This is a genomic window from Caballeronia sp. INML1, assembly GCF_023631085.1.
In the GTDB taxonomy this organism is placed as follows: Bacteria; Pseudomonadota; Gammaproteobacteria; order Burkholderiales; family Burkholderiaceae; genus Caballeronia; species Caballeronia turbans.
In genome coordinates, this window is sequence record NZ_JALQDT010000055.1 from 166,937 (window position 1) to 183,662 (window position 16,726).

Consider the following 16,726-nt stretch of genomic DNA (forward strand, 5'->3'; position numbering starts at 1 on the left):
CAGGCAATGAACACCGATATCCGCCAGGGCACTTTCGAGGGTTTCGAACTGCCGGACGTATTTCTGGCGGCGGTGCAATGCAACGGCGGGACGGCGTCGCCGGGCGGCGTTGCGCCTGATTCCGCTGCCGCAAAACGCGCGGCGCGGGAGAGCGTGGCGGCGGTGGCGGCGGTGGCGGCGGTGGCGCCGGTGCGCAGCCTGTTTCAGGAAGATTTGCCCCACGTCGAGGCGCCGGAACCGGACGCGAGCAAGACGGCCGCAAAGACCGGCGCGATCGCCGCTGCCGCGACGCGATCGGCGGGCATTAGCACTTGTGTCGCGCCGGAGGGCGTACCGCCGTCGCCGGCCGCGCTCGCTTCGGCGCTGATCGCGAGCGATCGCAGTGAGCGCGGGGAACGCAACGCCGCCGAGCCGCTCGCGAAGTCGAACGTCCGCCATGCCGCGCCCGAGCTCGACCGCGCCCGCGCGACGGCGTTCGCGGACACCGTCGACGCGCTCTACGCGGTGCTCGCCGAGCAGCGCACGTCGGCCATAGCCCACGCGCGCCGCATGAAGACGATGCTGACGATCATCGTCTGCGTGATGCTCGTCACGGTGGCGACCGGCATAGCACAGACGTCGCTGCTGCTGCGCATGAGCCGCGACGGCAAACTGCAGCAGGACCGCACCGAGCAGTTGATGCTCAACCAGCAGGCGACGCTCGCCTCGCTCTTCGATACCGATTCCGCGACCGTCAGCCTGCACGGCGCACCCGACAGCGCGCGCGATTCCGGCGACGCCTCGCCGCTGCAGCCGGTCCGCGCCGCGCAGCCTGATTCAGCGCCGAAAAAGCACGCGCATCGCGCGCACCATCGCGCGATTTCTTCGGCGCACTGATCCCCGCTGTCACTTTCCTGCGACACCGCCCCTTGCGGCGGCACGTCGCGTCCTCGCTCGCCGCGGCGCTCGAGGTTCGTCTTTTGGACTTCTCCGGCCCGTCCCTCTTTTCTGCGCAACTCAAAACGGTAAGGCTGTAGAAAAACTACAGGATTTCTTTCCGAGAAATGTTGCATTGCACTAGAAAAAGGTCAGGGCTAACCCTATAATTCTCTCTAAGGGAAAACCCTCTATCACCAAACCGGAGTCAGTCATGAGCTACCTCTTCGCCCTGCTGCAAAAATTCGCTTCGATGTTCGAGTCCGCACACCTGCCGATGGATAAAGACTATTCGTATCAAGCACGTTTCCGTGAGTCCGAGCGTCAGCGCAAGGCACGCGGCACGGCTTTCGGCATCCGTCTGTAATGCGTCGCTGAGGGCGGCGCGGGAAACACAATACAAGCAACACACGACGGCAAACGCCGTACGACCCGCCCGCCAGTCTTCATCAATTTGTAGTTTTTCTAGCGTAGTTCCCCCGCTTCGGCCTTTCTGCCGGACGCATCTTTCTTCCACGCCTCGCGCGTCACCCTCGTTTTCTTCCCTTTCGTCCTGCCGACACAGGCTTCGCGACCCGCCTGTATCGCAAAACGACATGGCGACTTGTATTTGCGCGACACGCCGAAAATCGCAAGATCGTTCTCTTCGTACCCCGCAAACCCTTGTCCAGCAAGGCTTCGCTCGTCACTTTGCACTTCCGCCCTTATTCCGGTGTCGTATTTCCACATGTGGTTGTCGCAAATAGTCGGCTGATGCGACTTTTTTCTGGCAACTATGTATGCACAGCGCGGACGCGCGTCCGCCCACGCCAGGAGATATTCGATGAATTCCCCCAAGGTAGTAGTCGAAGGACTGTGTAAGGTTTTCGGCAACAGTCCCAAACAGGCGCTGGACATGCTGGCCGGTGGCGCGACGAAGGAAGAAGTCTTCAAGCGCACCGGCCAGATCGTCGGCGTCCATAACGTCTCCTTCGATGTCAGGGAAGGCGAGATTTTCGTGCTCATGGGCCTGTCCGGCTCGGGCAAATCCACGCTGATCCGGCTCATCAACCGGCTGGTCGAACCGACGGCCGGCAAGGTGCTGATCGACGGCCGCGACGTGGCCTCGGTGCCGCGCTCGGAACTCACGGCCCTGCGCCGCAAGGACATGAGCATGGTGTTCCAGTCCTTCGCGCTCATGCCGCAGCGCACTGTTCTTTCCAACGCCGCATTCGGCCTCGAGGTCGCGGGCGTCGGCAAGAAGGAGCGCGAGGCACGCGCGATGACCGTGCTCGAGCAGGTCGGCCTCGCGCCCTTCGCGCAGAAGTTGCCTGCGCAACTATCGGGCGGGATGCAGCAGCGCGTCGGCCTCGCGCGCGCGCTTGCGGTGAATCCTTCGCTGATGATCATGGACGAAGCGTTCTCGGCACTCGATCCGCTCAAGCGCAAGGAAATGCAGAACGTGCTGCTCGATTTGCAACGCGAGCAGCGCCGCACGATTCTCTTCGTGTCGCACGATCTGGAAGAGGCGATGCGCATCGGCACGCGCATCGCGATCATGGAAGGCGGCCGCGTGGTGCAGATCGGCACGCCGCAGGAAATCATCACGAATCCGGCCGACGACTACGTGGAAGCGTTCTTCGAAGGCATCGACACGAGTCGCTATCTGACCGCGGGCGATCTGATGCAGACGGACGCCGTGCCGCTGATGAAGCACGCGCCGCAGATCGACGCCTCGAGCGTCGCGGCGACGCTCAACGGCAGCGCCGACTACGCGTTCGTGCTCGATGCGCAACGCCGCATCCGCGGCTTCGTCGGGCGCGATGCGAACGGCAATGCCGCGTCGCAGATCAATCCCATCGAATGCGTCCAGCGCAGCATGGCGCTCGATGACGTCGTCAATCGCGTCGTCGCCAGCCCCGCGCCGCTGCCGGTCGTCGAAGCCGACGGTTCGTATTGCGGTTCGATCAACAAGGCCAATGTCCTGAAGATTCTTACGCACCATCGAGGTTCCCATGTCTGAAATCATTCCGCTTGGCAGTTGGGTGGACCACGGCGTCCACTATCTCCTCGATCACGACGCGAAAACCTTCGACGCCATCGGCAAGGTCATCGAAACGTTTGCCGCGGCGATCGAACACGGCCTGCAGGCCGTTCCGATGTGGCTGTTGATGGCGATCTTCGTCGGCATCGGCTTGTGGCGTGTCGGCTGGCGATTCGCGGCGTTCGTGCTGGCGTCGCTGTTGCTGATCTACGCGACCAACTTCTGGGATCAGATGGTCATCACGCTGGGCCTCACGTTGTCGTCCACGTTCATCAGCCTGTTGCTCGGCATTCCGCTCGGCATCTGGACCTCGAAGAGCAAGTACGTCGAAATGGCCGTGCGCCCGGTCCTTGATCTGATGCAGACGATGCCCGCCTTCGTCTATCTGATTCCGGCCGCGATGCTGTTCGGCCTCGGGCGCGTGCCGGGCATTCTGGCCACCGTCATCTTCGCGATGCCGCCGGCTGTGCGTCTTACCGCGCTCGGCATCAAGCAGGTGAATCGCGAGATCGTGGAAGCGGGTCAGGCGTTCGGCTGCACGCCGTGGCAACTGCTCTACAAGGTGCAGATTCCGAACGCGCTGCCTTCGATCATGACCGGCGTGAACCAGACGATCATGATGGCGTTGTCGATGGTCATCATCGCGTCGATGGTCGGCGCGGGCGGTCTCGGCAACGACGTGCTCGCATCGATTCAGCGTCTGGATATCGGCCTCGGCTTCGAAAGCGGCCTGTCGGTGGTCTTGCTCGCGATCATTCTCGACCGCATCACCGAGAGCTTCGGCCGTTCGCCGGGCATGGCGCGCGCCCCGCTGCTCTCCGGTCTCAAGAGCGTGATGAAAGTGCGCCGCGAACCGGCGACGCAACAGAGCTGATAAAGGCAAAGGCACGAGCCATGAAGCGCGACGCGATCGTCCCGGCGGTTACCGATTCACCGTTGTCCAATCTCGCGCACTTCGGCTTTCTCACGCTGCCGAACTTTTCGATGATCGCGTTCACGAGCGCGGTCGAGGTGCTGCGCATGGCCAACTACGTCGGCCGTGAGCAGCACTACCGCTGGTCGATCATCACGCCGGAGGGCGAGCCGGCGCGCGCGAGCAACGGCATCACTGTGAAGCCGACGGTGACGCTCGACGAGGCGGGCATGCCCGACGTGCTGATCGTGTGCGCGGGCTGGCACGTCGCCGACTATGTCGATGACAAGGTGATCGAGCTGCTGCGGCGCGCGCATGAAGCGGGCATTCCGCTCGGCGGCATCTGCACCGGGCCGTACGCGCTGCTCGCGGCGAAGCTGCTCGACGGTTATCGCTGCACGCTGCACTGGGAAGACATGTCGCCGGTCAACAAGCGCTTCCCGCATGTGCGATTCGCCGACGAGCTCTTCGTGATCGATCGCGATCGCCTGACGTGCACGGGAGGCACCGCGCCGCTCGATCTGATGCTCAATCTCGTCGGCATGCGGCTCGGGCAGGCGCACGCGGCGCAGGTGTCGGAGCAGTTCATTGTCGAGCGCATACGCGGATCGACGGACTATCAGCACATTCCCGTCGATGCGCGCGTCGGTTTTTCGCGTGCCGAGCTTGTCGAAGTGGTGCGGCTGATGGAGGCGAACATCGAGGAGCCGCTGTCGCTCGAAGAGCTTGCGCGCCTCGTGCATCTGTCGCAACGGCATTTGCAGCGCATGTTCAAGATGTTCCTCAACGTATCGCCGACGCATTACTACCTGACGCTGCGTTTGCGCCGCGCACGCGAGCTGTTGCGCAACACGGATGCATCGATCGCGCGCGTGACGAGCATCTGCGGATTCCATTCGCCTTGTCACTTCAGCAAGGCGTATCGCGCGCAGTTCGGGCACGCGCCGAGCGTGGAGCGCCGCTTGTCGGCCTGACGTCTTTCTGGTCTGTTTTTCTTCGGCCCGCGCGGGCTTTGCGAAGTCGCGCGCGCGGGCCGCGTCGTGCCTTGAAAAAACTGGGAGAGAGATACATGAAACGCTTGTGGATCGCGTCGATGGTTGCGGCGATGCTGTCGGGTGCGTATGCGGCGAACGCCGCCGAGCCCGCCGCGTGCCGAAACGTGCACTTCGCCGATGTCGGCTGGACGGATATCGCCGCGACGACCGGACTTGCATCGACGGTTCTCCAGGGGCTGGGCTATAACCCGACAAAGACGATCGCCTCCGTGCCGATCACGTTCGCGGGCGTGAAGAGCAAGCAGATCGACGTGTTCCTCGGCTACTGGTCGCCGACGATGGACCCGATGATCGACTCGTTCAGGAAAGCGAATCAGGTGAAGGTTCTGCCGACGCCGAACCTGACGGGCGCGAAGTACACGCTCGCCGTGCCCGATTATGCGTATCAGGCCGGCATCAAGAACTTCAACGACATCGCGAAGAATTACGACAAGCTGGACGGCAAGATCTACGGCATCGAGCCGGGCAACGATGGCAATGCGCTCATCAAGAAGATGATCGACAACAATATGTACGGGCTCGGCAAGTTCAAGCTCGTGGAATCGAGCGAGGCGGGCATGCTCGTAGAAGTGAATCGCGCGATCCGCGAGAAGAAGCCGATCGTGTTCCTCGGCTGGGAGCCGCATCCGATGAACGTGCAGATGAAGATCGACTATCTCTCCGGCGGCGACGATGTGTTCGGTCCCAACTACGGCGAAGCGAAGGTGTTGACCGTCACGCCGACGGACTACGACGCGCGTTGCCCGAACGTCGCGAAGCTCGTATCGAACCTGCAGTTCACGACGGACATCGAGAACCACGTGATGCTGCCGATCATGAACAAGACCGATGCCAACAAGGCGGCGCGCGAGTGGCTCAAGGCGAACCCGGCGGTGCTCGACAAATGGCTTGCGGGCGTGAAGACGTTCGACGGGAAGGACGGGTTGCCGGCGGTTAAGGCTTACGTCGCCGGCAACTGAATGCAGTGATGCGAAGAGGGCCGAAGAGGGCCGAAGAGGGCTGAAGAGGGCGCGTCAACTCCGGTAATCGGGCTTCGCGCCTTCGATCATCCTCAGCGCCGCCTCCCATTGCAGCGCCATGATTCCGTCGGACTCGTCCCGCCGATATTGCTCGGCCGTCACCTCGCAAACCTTCTGCGACGGCAGATTCAGTTCCGCATTGCCCGCCAGCGCGCGAATCTGAATCTCGCAGGCTCTTTCAAGGAAATACATCTCCTGAAACGCCTCCGGAATCGACTTCCCGCAGGTCAGCAAGCCGTGATTTTTCAGGATCATCGCGTTGTGCGATCCGAGATCGTTGACGAGCCGATCCCGCTCCGCGAGATCCAGCGCGATCCCTTCGTAATCGTGATACGCGATGTGCCCGTAGTACTTCAGCGCATGCTGGCTGATCGGCAACAGCCCCTGCTTCTGCGCCGACACCGCCGCGCCCGCCGCCGTATGCGTGTGCACGACGCACAGCACATCGGGACGCGCCATATGAACGGCGGAGTGAATCGTGAAGCCCGCCGGATTCACGCGATAGCGCCCCGGATCGTCGCTCGCGCCTGCTTCGACCGGACGGCCTTCGCTGTCGATGCGCACCAGATCCGATGCGCGCATTTCGTCGAACAGCACGCCATAGCGGTTGATCAGGAAGTGATGGTCCGCTCCCGGCACGCGCGCGCTGATGTGCGTGAAGATCATGTCGGTCCAGCGGAAGTGCCCGATCACGCGATAAAGCGCCGCCAGTTCGCAACGCACCTTCCATTCTTCCTGCGAATATCCGTGAGTCTCCATGCCGTTCCTCCTTGGATTGATGAGCCGCGGAAAACGTGAACAGATGCTGCTAGATCGCCTGGGCGCGGCCCGGGAAAGTCTCGTCGTAGTCCATTGCCTGAGCGGCTTCCTGCGCATCCTGCGCGCCGCCCTGCTCGCGATACATCATCGGCGGCAGGCCGAATTGCTTGCGGAACTCGCGGCCGAGATGCGATGCATCGGAGAAGCCGCAACTCGACGCGATATCCGCCACCGTCTTGTCCGAGCTCGTCAGCAGCCACGCGGCGGTGCGCAGCCGCACCTGCTTCGCGTACGCCTGCGGCGCCTTGCCGGTTTCCGCCTTGAACAGGCGTTCGAGTTGCCGCGTCGACAGATCGAGCTTGTGCGCGAGTTCATCGAGCGTGAGCGAGCGCCCGACGTGCTGCTCCATCAGCAGGATCGCACGTTTCACCTTCGGATGCGTCGCGGGCGCGAGACCCGGCGGATGCGGCTGCGGCGCGTTGCCCTTCTGCATGTCATCGACGAGCAGGATGCGCAGCGCCTTTTGCACCGTGGCCGTTTCGAAATGACGCAGGAGAATGGCGGCGGCGACATCGATCGAGGCGCGCCCGCCCGAACACGTAATGCGCCTTCTGTCGATCACGAAGAGGCGGTCTGCGACGAGCGCTTTCTCGTCGGCGTGCGGGAACCGCTCGATGAAGTCCCAGTAATGAAACCAGCTCACGCAGATGCGATGCCCTTCGAGCACGCCCGCGCGCATCAGCGAAAACACGCCCGTGCACATGCCGACCATCGTCGCGTTCGCCGAGGCCGCGCGGCGGATGAACTGCAGCGTCGCCTCGCTGGTGGCCGGGCCGGAATGCAGCAGGCCGCCGACCACGACGACGTAATCGAACGGCTCGGCCTGATCGTAGGTTTCCCACGGCGTGATCTGAATGCCGCAGCTCGCGCGCACCGGCGCGAGCGTCTCGCCGATCACGCTCCACGAGCAGCGTACCGGACGGCTGAAATCGCCTTCGTCGGCGGAGAGGCGCAACAGGTCGACGAAACCGGCGAACGCGGTCAGCGTGAAGTTCGGCAACAGGATGATGCCGAAGCGGATGCGCGATTTCGACTGACCGTCGACGGATGACGGCGGAAGCTGCTCTGCGGCGTTCATGCGGGAGACATGCGGCTGGACGTTATCCAGCGAGCATAACACTCGGCTGCGAGCCTCGGGGGCGCGTCAGAAATGCAAACGCGGCCGGCGTCGCGTGACGGCGGCCGCGTGATTCGAAACGGATGAAACAGGAAGCGCTTCAGCCGCCGAGCACGGCGAACGCCCAGGCGAAGGCGCTACCGACGAGCGCGCCGATCGAGCGGCCGAGCACGCTCGCGATCGTGTAATCGCCCCAGCGCTGCTCGATTTCGGCCTTCAACACGCCGAAATAGCGCAGCACGGGATCGATTGAGCTGAGCAGCATCAGCGCTGCCCAGACGGGCGCCTCGCGCGTGAGCACGCGATCCACCGCGAGAAGGTCGAGGGCCTGGAGCGTGCCGACGACAAGGACGCCGATGACAAAAGCGAGAGTCCAGGATTTGAAGAACTGATCGGGTAAGGCGTGAGATTCCATCGATGCAAACCGGAGAAGCGGGAGAAGGGCGGAACGTGAACCGAAGCCTCTTGGCGCGGCTCGTCTGAGAACCTAGGGAATATACCGACGCCTGTTCGCGCGTCGCTTCGGACCAGTCTCAAAAATGTGGAAAGTGCAACGAAGATGCGCAAAAACGCGCCGCGTGCGAAATGCTCTGTTATCGCAATTGGCATTGGTGAGTGTCACGGAGCCGCGAATGCGCCGGAAACCATCGTAAAAACGCCACCGCCTTACGGCGTTTGAAGCCCTGACGCCGCGGTCCCATTTCGATGGCGCTTTTGTTCTATCGAGTCCTTTCAGGGTTTGGTGCAATGAACGCCATACCGAAACCACGGTCGCGCATCGTGCGCCACGCCAAAACTCAGGGACAACCATGAACGTCAGCGTCTTCGATCTGTTCAAGATCGGCATCGGACCGTCCAGCTCGCATACCGTCGGGCCGATGATCGCGGCGTGCCGTTTCGCATCGCATGTCGAGGACGCCAATCTGCTCGCCTTCGTGACCCGCGTGCGCGCCGAACTGTTCGGCTCGCTCGGTGCGACCGGCAAGGGCCACGGCACCGACAAGGCCGTGCTGCTCGGCCTCGAAGGCAATCTGCCCGATCTCATCGATCCCGACGTGATCGCGCCGCGCCTTGCCGAGATCCGCGCGACCAAGCGCCTGAAGCTGCTCGGCAAGCATGAGGTCGTGTTCGAGGAACGCGAGCATATCGGCTTCTATCGCAAGCTGATGCCGGGCGCGCCGGGGTCGAGCATCGTGCATCCGAACGGCATGCGCTTTCAGGCGTTCGACGAGAACGGCCAGTTGCTCGTCGAGAAGGAGTATTTCTCGGTCGGCGGCGGCTTCGTCGTGAATCGCGAAGGCGATCGCGTGAACGGTCTGCGCGTCGGCAACACGGTGCCGCATCCGTTTCGCACCGGCGACGACCTGATGCGCGTCTGCGAGGAGACGGGTCTGTCCATCGCCGAAGTGACGATGCACAACGAGTGCGCGAACCGCACCGAAGCCGAAGTGCGCGAAGGCCTGCTCGCCGTGTGGCGCGTGATGGCCGCGTGCGTCGAGCGCGGCTGCAAGGAGCGCGGCGAGTTGCCCGGTCCGATGCATGTGAAGCGCCGCGCAGCCGATCTGAGCGCCTCGTTGCGCTCGCGTTCCGAAGAGTCGCTGCGCGATCCCCTGTCGATGCTCGACTGGGTCAATCTCTACGCGATGGCCGTCAACGAGGAAAACGCATCGGGCGGCCGCGTCGTTACCGCGCCGACCAATGGCGCGGCCGGCGTGATTCCCGCCGTGCTGCACTACTACGTGAAGTTCATGCACGGCTCGAACGACGAAGGCATCGTGCGCTTCCTGCTCACCGCGGCCGCCATCGGCATCATCTACAAGGAGACGGCTTCGATCTCCGGCGCGGAAGTCGGCTGTCAGGGCGAAGTCGGCGTCGCGTGCTCGATGGCCGCGGCCGCGCTCGCCGCCGTGATGGGCGGCACGCCCGCGCAAGTGGAGAACGCCGCGGAAATCGGCATGGAACATAACCTCGGCATGACCTGCGATCCGGTCGGCGGGCTGGTGCAGATTCCGTGCATCGAGCGCAACGCGATGGGCGCGATCAAGGCGATCAACGCCGCGCGCATGGCGATGAAGGGCGACGGCAAGCACTACGTGTCGCTCGATTCGGTCATCAAGACGATGCGTGAGACCGGCGCCGATATGAAGACGAAATACAAGGAGACGTCGCGCGGTGGCCTCGCCGTCAACGTCATCGAATGCTGAATTGCCCAAACGCATAAACCCTGCACCATAGGAAACACCCATGAGCCGCTACTCGATATTCAGCCTGCTGCGCAACGGCATGTCGTATCACGAGAACTGGGAACGCCAGTGGCGAAGTCCCGAGCCGAAGCGCGAGTACGACGTCGTGATCGTCGGCGGCGGCGGTCATGGTCTCGCGACCGCGTATTACCTCGCGAAAGAGCACGGCATCACGAACGTCGCGATTCTCGAGAAGGGATGGATCGGCGGCGGCAATACCGCGCGCAACACGACCATCGTGCGCTCGAACTATCTGTGGGACGAATCGGCTGCGCTGTATGAGAAAGCGATGAAGCTGTGGGAAGGCCTCTCGCAAGACCTCAACTACAACGTGATGTTCTCGCAGCGCGGCGTGATGAATCTCGCGCACACGCTGCAGGACGTGCGCGACACCGAGCGCCGCGTGAACGCGAACCGCCTGAATGGCGTCGATGCCGAGTTCCTCACGCCGCAGCAGATCAAGGAAATCGAGCCGACGATCAATCTCAACAGCCGCTATCCGGTGCTGGGCGCGTCGATTCAGCGTCGCGGCGGCGTCGCGCGTCACGATGCGGTCGCGTGGGGCTTCGCGCGCGGCGCGGACCAGGCGGGCGTCGACATCATCCAGAACTGCCAGGTGGTGGGCATTCGCCGTGACGGCAATCAGGTGACGGGCGTCGATACGACCAAGGGCTTCATCAAGGCGAAGAAGGTCGCGATCGTCGCGGCGGGCAACACGACGACGCTCGCGGACATGGCCGGCGTGCGTCTGCCGCTCGAAAGCCATCCGCTGCAGGCGCTCGTGTCGGAGCCGATCAAGCCGGTCGTGAACACGGTCGTGATGTCCAACGCGGTGCACGCGTACATCAGCCAGTCCGACAAGGGCGATCTCGTGATCGGCGCGGGCGTTGATCAGTACACGGGCTTCGGTCAGCGCGGCAGCTTCCACATCATCGAAGGCACGCTGGAAGCGATCGTCGAAATGTTCCCGGTGTTCTCGCGCGTGCGCATGAATCGCCAGTGGGGCGGCATCGTCGATGTCTCGCCGGATGCGTGCCCGATCATCTCCAAGACCGACGTGAAGGGGCTCTACTTCAACTGCGGCTGGGGCACGGGCGGCTTCAAGGCGACGCCGGGCTCGGGCTGGGCCTACGCGCACACGATCGCGAAGGACGAGCCGCATGCGTTGAACGCGCCGTTCTCGCTGGATCGCTTCTATACCGGTCATCTCATCGACGAACACGGCGCGGCTGCCGTGGCTCACTAACCGCATCGAGGAAAAGAAACATGTTGCTGATCGAATGCCCCTGGTGCGGGCCGCGCGCCGAAACCGAATTCTCGTGCGGCGGCGAAGCGGATATTGCACGTCCGCTCGACACGGAAAAGCTCACCGACCGCGAATGGGGCGACTACCTCTTCATGCGCAAGAATCCGCGCGGCGTGCATCGCGAGCAATGGATGCACGCGCAAGGCTGCCGCCGCTGGTTCAAGGCGCAGCGCGACACGGTGAGTTATGAAATCCAGGGCTACGAGACGTTCGACCGTCCGCTGGCTGTGATGCAAGACAACGGAGGCACGTCGAAATGAGCCAGAAAGACCGACTCGGCGTAGGCGGCCGCATCAATCGCGCGATCCCCGTCACCTTCACGTTCAACGGCAAGACGTATCAGGGCTATGAAGGCGATACGCTCGCATCCGCGCTGCTCGCGAACGGCGAGCGCTTCATTGCGCGCAGCTGGAAATACCACCGTCCGCGCGGGATCGTCACCGCGGGCGTGGAAGAACCGAATGCAGTCGTGCAACTCGAAACCGGCGCGTACACGGTGCCGAATGCCCGTGCGACGGAAGTCGAGCTGTATCAGGGTCTCGTCGCGGCGAGCGTGAACGCGAAGCCGAGCATCGAGAACGATCGCATGGCGGTCAATCAGAAGATCGCGCGCTTTATTCCCGCGGGCTTCTACTACAAGACGTTCATGTGGCCGCGCAAGCTCTGGCCGAAGTACGAAGAAGTGATCCGCGACGCGGCGGGCCTCGGCGAAGCGCCGAAGCATCTCGACGCCGATCGCTACGACAAGTGCTTCGCGCACTGCGATGTGCTCGTGGTCGGCGGCGGCCCTTCGGGTCTTGCGGCGGCGCATGCGGCCGGCATGTCGGGCGCGCGCGTGATTCTGGTCGACGATCAGCGCGAACTCGGCGGCTCGCTGCTGTCATGCCGCGCGGAGATCGATGGCAAGCCCGCAATGCAATGGGTGCAGAAGATCGAAGCCGAACTGCGCAAAATGCCTGACGTGAAGGTTCTTTCGCGCAGCACGGCGTTCGGCTATCAGGATCACAACCTCGTCACGATCACGCAGCGCCTGACGGAGCATTTGCCCGTGTCGCGGCGCAAGGGCACGCGTGAACTGATGTGGAAAGTGCGTGCGAAACGCGTGGTGCTCGCGACCGGCGCGCACGAGCGTCCGATCGTCTTCGGCAATAACGATCTGCCCGGTGTGATGCTCGCATCGGCGGTGTCGACGTATCTGCATCGCTATGCGGTGCTGCCCGGCCGTCGCGCCGTCGTCTTCACGAACAACGACGACGCGTATCAATGCGCGCTCGATCTGAAGACCGCAGGCGCCGACGTGACCGTCGTCGATCCGCGTCCGGCCGAATCGAAAGGCACGTTGCCCGCGGCGGCGCGTCGCTATGGCGTGCGCGTGATGAACAACGCGGTGATCACCGTGGCGCGCGGCAAGCTGCGTGTCGCGTCGGTGGAAGTGGCTTCGTATGCGAAGGGTGAGATCGGCCAGAAGCAGACGGAACTGCAATGCGATCTCGTCGCGATGTCGGGCGGCTGGAGCCCGGTGCTGCACCTCTTCGCGCAATCGGGCGGCAAGGCGCACTGGCACGACGAGAAGGCGTGCTTCGTTCCGGGCAAGGCGATGCAACTGGAAAGCAGCGTCGGCGCATGCGCGGGCGAGTTCTCGCTGGCGCGCGGCATCCGTCTCGGCGGCGATGCGGGCGTGGAAGCGGCGCGTGCGGCGGGTCATATCGTCGTGAAGCCGAATGCCGTGCAGGTCGCTGAAATCGTCGAAGCGCCGATGATGCCGCTGTGGATCGTCGGGAACCGGGACATGGCGACGCGCGGTCCCAAGCAGTTCGTCGATTTCCAGAACGATGTGTCCGCGGCGGACATCTATCTGGCGGCACGCGAAGGCTTCGAATCCGTCGAGCACGTGAAGCGCTATACGGCGATGGGCTTCGGCACCGACCAGGGCAAGCTCGGCAACATCAACGGCATGGCAATTCTCGCGCAGGCGCTCGGCAAGACGATTCCCGAGACCGGCACGACGACCTTCCGCCCGAACTACACGCCTGTCACGTTCGGCACGTTCGCGGGCCGCGAGCTCGGCGAGTTTCTCGATCCGGTACGCAAGACCGCGATTCACGAATGGCACGTCGAGAACGGCGCGATGTTCGAGGATGTCGGCAACTGGAAGCGTCCCTGGTATTACCCGAAGGCCGGCGAGGACATGCACGCGGCGGTCGCGCGTGAATCGCTCGCGGTGCGTCAGAGCGTCGGCATTCTCGATGCATCGACGCTCGGCAAGATCGACATTCAGGGCCCGGACTCCGCGAAGCTGCTGAACTGGATGTACACGAATCCATGGAGCAAGCTCGAAGTCGGCAAATGCCGCTATGGCCTGATGCTCGACGAGAACGGCATGATCTTCGACGACGGCGTCACGGTGCGCCTCGGCGAACAGCACTACATGATGACGACGACCACCGGCGGTGCGGCGCGCGTGCTGACGTGGCTCGAACGCTGGCTGCAGACAGAATGGCCCGACATGCGCGTGCGTCTCGCATCGGTGACGGATCACTGGGCAACGTTCGCGGTCGTCGGCCCGAACAGCCGCAAGGTGCTGCAGAAGGTGTGTCACGACATCGACTTCGCGAACGCGGCGTTCCCGTTCATGAGCTATCGCGATGGCACGGTCGCGGGCGCATCGGCGCGCGTGATGCGCATCAGCTTCTCGGGCGAGCTCGCTTATGAGGTGAACGTGCCGGCGAACGTCGGACGCGCGGTGTGGGAAGCGCTCATGCTTGCGGGCGCGGAATTCGACATCACGCCGTACGGCACGGAAACGATGCACGTGCTGCGCGCGGAAAAGGGCTACATCATCGTCGGACAGGATACGGACGGTTCGATGACGCCGTACGACCTCGGCATGGGCGGGTTGGTCGCGAAGTCGAAGGACTTCATCGGCAAGCGTTCGCTGACGCGATCGGATACGGCGAAGCCCGGGCGCAAGCAGTTCGTCGGCCTCCTGACCGATGATCCTTCGTTCGTGCTGCCCGAGGGCGCGCAGATCGTCGCGGGTCCGTTCCACGGCGATACCGCGCCGATGCTCGGTCACGTCACGTCGAGCTATTACAGCCCTATTTTGAAGCGCTCGATTGCATTGGCCGTGGTGAAGGGCGGCCTCGAAAAGATCGGCGAATCGGTCATGATTCCGCTCGCGAACGGCAAGCGGATCAACGCGAAAATCACCAGTTCGGTGTTCTACGACAGCGAAGGAGCACGTCAGCATGTTGAATGAAATCAAAGCTTCCGCCACGGTCGTCGATCGTGCCATGAGCGGGCAAGGTGTGTGGCAGGAGTCCCCGCTCGTCGGCGCCGATGCGTTGATGAAAGCGCATCAGAGCGGCTCGCCGAAGAAGTTTCGCCTGACCGAGCGGCCGTTTCTCGAACTCGTGAACGTGCGCGGCGATACGCGCGATCCGGCCTTCGTCAGGGCGGTGCAGAACGTGATCGGCTGTGTGCCGCCCGAGAAGGCGAACACCATTGCGCGCGCCAACGGCTACACGATGCTGTGGCTCGGCCCGGATGAATGGCTCGTGCATTCGGATACCGCGCACGACGCATCGCGCACCGCACCGCTCGAAGCGAAACTGCGCGAGGCGTTCGTCGGCCAGTTCTCGGCGGCGGTGGATATCGGCAGCGGTTATACGGTGCTCGAGATCGATGGCCCGAAGACGCGTGAAGTGCTTTCGCGCGGCTGCCCGCTCGATCTGCATCCGAAGATCTTCGGCGAAGGACAGTGCGCGCAGAGCCATTATTTCAAGGCTTCAGTGACGCTCGTGCCGCTGGGCGGCGATCGCTTCGAGATCATCGTGCGCCGCAGCTTCGCGGACTACTTCGTGAAGATCATGCTCGATGCCGCCGAGCCGCTGCTCTCATGAAGCCGTTCGAGCCGCTCGAAGCAGGTGGACGGGGCTGGCGCGTTGTCGTCGATGAACTGATCGTGAAGACGCGCGTCGGCCTGTACGAGCATGAGCATGAGGGGCCGCAACCCGTGTGCATCGATGCGAGCCTGTGCTATCGCGGGATGCCGCATGAATCGGACGATGGGTTGATCGACTACGAGGCGTGGTGCAATCGCGTGAGCGCGTTTCTCGAGACGAAGACGCATACGCGCTTGCTCGAGACGCTCGCGGTGGAGATCGCGGCGCTGTCGTTCGAGCAATGGCCCGCGCTGGATGCGCTCACGCTCTCGCTGCACAAGCCGAAGATCCGGGAAGGCACGAAGCGCCTCGGTCTCGAACTCGACTGGCGGCGCGCGGATTTCGATGCGTGGCGGATGAACGTCGGCGCGCAACATACGTTCGTGCGATGAACGCGTCGCGCGATGCCGCCGCGCGGCTTTCCGCGCGCACGTTCCAGAAGCGTGATGCGGACGCGGCGCTTGCGTTGCTTGAGCGGAGCATTGCGTTGAAGCATCGGAGGATCGCGTTGATCCGATATCTGCACGCGCAGTTTCTCGATGCGCCGCTGGAGGCGCGGCATCATGAGTACGTGAAGGGGATTGCGGCGCGATTGAGTGCGGAGGCGGTGATGCGCGTTGTGGCGGCGGCGCGGGGGCGTTTTGAGGGTGAGGGGGCGTGATGGGATTTGGGTGTTGCAAGTTGCGGTGTGTCTCGGCGCACGCGGAGGAACCCTCCGGACTTCAGGCTGGCGAGCGGCGGCATTAACGGTGTATCTACGCACGCGTGGAGGAACCTCAGCGATGTGCTGGTGAGGTGCGACTGGATAGGGTCTATCTCCGCACACGCGGAGGAACCTCAGCCGATCGGCCGCTCGGAACCTTGTAGACGGGTCTATCTCCGCACACGCGGAGGAACCAAGCGGCCGCCGCCCACAAGCACGTCATAACCGGGTCTATCTCCGCACACGCGGAGGAACCCCGATGCGAAGGGTGTGATGCGACCGCAACTCGGGTCTATCTCCGCACACGCGGAGGAACCGAACCACATTAAGCGCTCCGGACTCGCCCTCAGGGTCTATCTCCGCACACGCGGAGGAACCGCGATACAGAGGGCCGAGATACTCCCGTCCACGGGTCTGTCTCCGCACACGCGGAGGAACCTGTTCGAAGCGGAATTACCGTCGCGTGCCCGCGGGTCTATCTCCGCACACGCGGAGGAACCAAAGTCGGGCGATGCGGGCGTCTCGGGCGTGAGGGTCTATCTCCGCACACGCGGAGGAACCTCGAGCACGCGTTTCGTGATGCTGTTCTGGATGGGTCTATCTCCGCACACGCGGAGGAACCAAGGAATCTGAATGGGATCAGAAGGAGCTTACGGGTCTATCTCCGCA

17 protein-coding genes and 1 CRISPR repeat array (1 of these 18 only partly in view) are annotated in these 16,726 nt (G+C 63.4%); of the genes, 13 read left to right on the forward strand and 4 right to left on the reverse strand.

Annotation, left to right across the window (positions count from 1 at the left end; genetic code table 11):
- Nucleotides 1-6 precede the first annotated feature (6 nt).
- Both NCR38_RS20820 and NCR38_RS20825 read left to right on the forward strand, forming a co-directional pair.
- Nucleotides 7-876, forward strand: a complete 870-nt coding sequence (locus tag NCR38_RS20820; protein ID WP_250477542.1) for a hypothetical protein — start codon at nt 7-9, stop codon at nt 874-876.
- Between the two features lie 253 nt (nt 877-1,129).
- Nucleotides 1,130-1,282 carry a hypothetical protein gene (locus tag NCR38_RS20825; RefSeq protein ID WP_167357790.1) on the forward strand — a complete coding sequence of 51 codons (153 nt, stop codon included), beginning with the start codon at nt 1,130-1,132 and terminating at the stop codon, nt 1,280-1,282.
- A 98-nt stretch (nt 1,283-1,380) separates the two neighbouring features.
- On the opposite strand, the gene NCR38_RS20830 is transcribed toward NCR38_RS20825, so the two are convergent.
- Nucleotides 1,381-1,752: a hypothetical protein gene (locus NCR38_RS20830; RefSeq protein ID WP_143756390.1), complete on the reverse strand. Its 372-nt coding sequence runs from the start codon at nt 1,750-1,752 to the stop codon at nt 1,381-1,383.
- Between NCR38_RS20830 and NCR38_RS20835 the strand changes: the two genes are divergently transcribed.
- The 4 genes from NCR38_RS20835 to NCR38_RS20850 all read left to right on the forward strand — a co-directional run bounded on the left by NCR38_RS20835 (nt 1,739) and on the right by NCR38_RS20850 (nt 5,865).
- Nucleotides 1,739-2,917: a glycine betaine/L-proline ABC transporter ATP-binding protein gene (locus tag NCR38_RS20835; RefSeq protein WP_061120448.1), complete on the forward strand. Its 1,179-nt coding sequence runs from the start codon at nt 1,739-1,741 to the stop codon at nt 2,915-2,917. The genes NCR38_RS20830 and NCR38_RS20835 overlap by 14 nt on opposite strands.
- Nucleotides 2,910-3,812, forward strand: a complete 903-nt coding sequence (choW, locus tag NCR38_RS20840; RefSeq protein ID WP_061120449.1) for a choline ABC transporter permease subunit — start codon at nt 2,910-2,912, stop codon at nt 3,810-3,812. The genes NCR38_RS20835 and choW overlap by 8 nt, the downstream gene beginning before the upstream one ends.
- Before the next feature lie 20 nt (nt 3,813-3,832).
- Entirely contained in the window at nt 3,833-4,825 is a 993-nt protein-coding gene (locus NCR38_RS20845) for a GlxA family transcriptional regulator (protein ID WP_035502687.1), read from the forward strand.
- Between the two features lie 95 nt (nt 4,826-4,920).
- On the forward strand, nt 4,921-5,865 hold the full coding sequence (locus NCR38_RS20850) for a choline ABC transporter substrate-binding protein (RefSeq protein WP_061120450.1): 945 nt from the start codon (nt 4,921-4,923) through the stop codon (nt 5,863-5,865).
- Between the two features lie 54 nt (nt 5,866-5,919).
- Here NCR38_RS20850 and NCR38_RS20855 read toward each other — a convergent pair whose 3' ends face one another.
- From NCR38_RS20855 to NCR38_RS20865, 3 genes are all read right to left on the reverse strand, one after another.
- A complete protein-coding gene (locus NCR38_RS20855) occupies nt 5,920-6,684 on the reverse strand; it encodes a class II aldolase/adducin family protein (protein WP_061120451.1) in 765 nt (254 codons plus the stop codon).
- Between the two features lie 49 nt (nt 6,685-6,733).
- Nucleotides 6,734-7,822, reverse strand: a complete 1,089-nt coding sequence (locus NCR38_RS20860; RefSeq protein ID WP_250477543.1) for a GlxA family transcriptional regulator — start codon at nt 7,820-7,822, stop codon at nt 6,734-6,736.
- A 139-nt stretch (nt 7,823-7,961) separates the two neighbouring features.
- Nucleotides 7,962-8,276 (reverse strand): hypothetical protein, encoded by a 315-nt coding sequence (locus NCR38_RS20865; protein WP_061120453.1) that lies wholly within the window; start codon nt 8,274-8,276, stop codon nt 7,962-7,964.
- A 394-nt stretch (nt 8,277-8,670) separates the two neighbouring features.
- Here NCR38_RS20865 and NCR38_RS20870 point away from each other — a divergent pair, with 394 nt between their 5' ends.
- The 7 genes from NCR38_RS20870 to NCR38_RS20900 are packed head-to-tail and all read left to right on the forward strand — an operon-like array spanning nt 8,671 to nt 16,015.
- Nucleotides 8,671-10,065 (forward strand): L-serine ammonia-lyase, encoded by a 1,395-nt coding sequence (locus NCR38_RS20870; protein ID WP_061120454.1) that lies wholly within the window; start codon nt 8,671-8,673, stop codon nt 10,063-10,065.
- Between the two features lie 40 nt (nt 10,066-10,105).
- On the forward strand, nt 10,106-11,350 hold the full coding sequence (locus NCR38_RS20875; RefSeq protein WP_061120455.1) for a sarcosine oxidase subunit beta family protein: 1,245 nt from the start codon (nt 10,106-10,108) through the stop codon (nt 11,348-11,350).
- 20 nt (nt 11,351-11,370) lie between these two features.
- Nucleotides 11,371-11,670 carry a sarcosine oxidase subunit delta gene (locus NCR38_RS20880; RefSeq protein WP_061120456.1) on the forward strand — a complete coding sequence of 100 codons (300 nt, stop codon included), beginning with the start codon at nt 11,371-11,373 and terminating at the stop codon, nt 11,668-11,670.
- On the forward strand, nt 11,667-14,669 hold the full coding sequence (locus NCR38_RS20885) for a sarcosine oxidase subunit alpha family protein (RefSeq protein ID WP_061120457.1): 3,003 nt from the start codon (nt 11,667-11,669) through the stop codon (nt 14,667-14,669). The genes NCR38_RS20880 and NCR38_RS20885 overlap by 4 nt, the downstream gene beginning before the upstream one ends.
- Nucleotides 14,659-15,312, forward strand: coding sequence for a sarcosine oxidase subunit gamma (locus NCR38_RS20890; protein ID WP_061120458.1), 654 nt, complete (start codon nt 14,659-14,661; stop codon nt 15,310-15,312). Before NCR38_RS20885 ends, NCR38_RS20890 begins: the two co-directional genes overlap by 11 nt.
- On the forward strand, nt 15,309-15,746 hold the full coding sequence (locus NCR38_RS20895) for a dihydroneopterin aldolase (protein WP_061120459.1): 438 nt from the start codon (nt 15,309-15,311) through the stop codon (nt 15,744-15,746). The genes NCR38_RS20890 and NCR38_RS20895 overlap by 4 nt, the downstream gene beginning before the upstream one ends.
- Nucleotides 15,743-16,015 carry a hypothetical protein gene (locus NCR38_RS20900; RefSeq protein WP_061120460.1) on the forward strand — a complete coding sequence of 91 codons (273 nt, stop codon included), beginning with the start codon at nt 15,743-15,745 and terminating at the stop codon, nt 16,013-16,015. Before NCR38_RS20895 ends, NCR38_RS20900 begins: the two co-directional genes overlap by 4 nt.
- 24 nt (nt 16,016-16,039) lie before the next feature.
- Nucleotides 16,040-16,726: a CRISPR direct-repeat array (repeat unit 28 nt; unit sequence GGTCTATCTCCGCACACGCGGAGGAACC); it runs 1,783 nt beyond the window's last position.

What these genes read in the sequence shown, in the direction of transcription:
- NCR38_RS20890 (WP_061120458.1), top strand. Translation starts at nt 14,659, where the DNA reads ATGTTGAATGAAATCAAAGCTTCCGCCACGGTCGTCGATCGTGCCATG.
- NCR38_RS20885 (WP_061120457.1), top strand. Translation starts at nt 11,667, where the DNA reads ATGAGCCAGAAAGACCGACTCGGCGTAGGCGGCCGCATCAATCGCGCG.
- NCR38_RS20835 (WP_061120448.1), top strand. Translation starts at nt 1,739, where the DNA reads ATGAATTCCCCCAAGGTAGTAGTCGAAGGACTGTGTAAGGTTTTCGGC.
- NCR38_RS20820 (WP_250477542.1), top strand. Translation starts at nt 7, where the DNA reads ATGAACACCGATATCCGCCAGGGCACTTTCGAGGGTTTCGAACTGCCG.
- NCR38_RS20855 (WP_061120451.1), bottom strand. Translation starts at nt 6,684, where the DNA reads ATGGAGACTCACGGATATTCGCAGGAAGAATGGAAGGTGCGTTGCGAA.
- NCR38_RS20900 (WP_061120460.1), top strand. Translation starts at nt 15,743, where the DNA reads ATGAACGCGTCGCGCGATGCCGCCGCGCGGCTTTCCGCGCGCACGTTC.
- NCR38_RS20860 (WP_250477543.1), bottom strand. Translation starts at nt 7,822, where the DNA reads ATGAACGCCGCAGAGCAGCTTCCGCCGTCATCCGTCGACGGTCAGTCG.
- NCR38_RS20850 (WP_061120450.1), top strand. Translation starts at nt 4,921, where the DNA reads ATGAAACGCTTGTGGATCGCGTCGATGGTTGCGGCGATGCTGTCGGGT.
- NCR38_RS20895 (WP_061120459.1), top strand. Translation starts at nt 15,309, where the DNA reads ATGAAGCCGTTCGAGCCGCTCGAAGCAGGTGGACGGGGCTGGCGCGTT.
- NCR38_RS20865 (WP_061120453.1), bottom strand. Translation starts at nt 8,276, where the DNA reads ATGGAATCTCACGCCTTACCCGATCAGTTCTTCAAATCCTGGACTCTC.
- choW (WP_061120449.1), top strand. Translation starts at nt 2,910, where the DNA reads ATGTCTGAAATCATTCCGCTTGGCAGTTGGGTGGACCACGGCGTCCAC.
- NCR38_RS20875 (WP_061120455.1), top strand. Translation starts at nt 10,106, where the DNA reads ATGAGCCGCTACTCGATATTCAGCCTGCTGCGCAACGGCATGTCGTAT.
- NCR38_RS20825 (WP_167357790.1), top strand. Translation starts at nt 1,130, where the DNA reads ATGAGCTACCTCTTCGCCCTGCTGCAAAAATTCGCTTCGATGTTCGAG.
- NCR38_RS20845 (WP_035502687.1), top strand. Translation starts at nt 3,833, where the DNA reads ATGAAGCGCGACGCGATCGTCCCGGCGGTTACCGATTCACCGTTGTCC.
- NCR38_RS20870 (WP_061120454.1), top strand. Translation starts at nt 8,671, where the DNA reads ATGAACGTCAGCGTCTTCGATCTGTTCAAGATCGGCATCGGACCGTCC.
- NCR38_RS20880 (WP_061120456.1), top strand. Translation starts at nt 11,371, where the DNA reads ATGTTGCTGATCGAATGCCCCTGGTGCGGGCCGCGCGCCGAAACCGAA.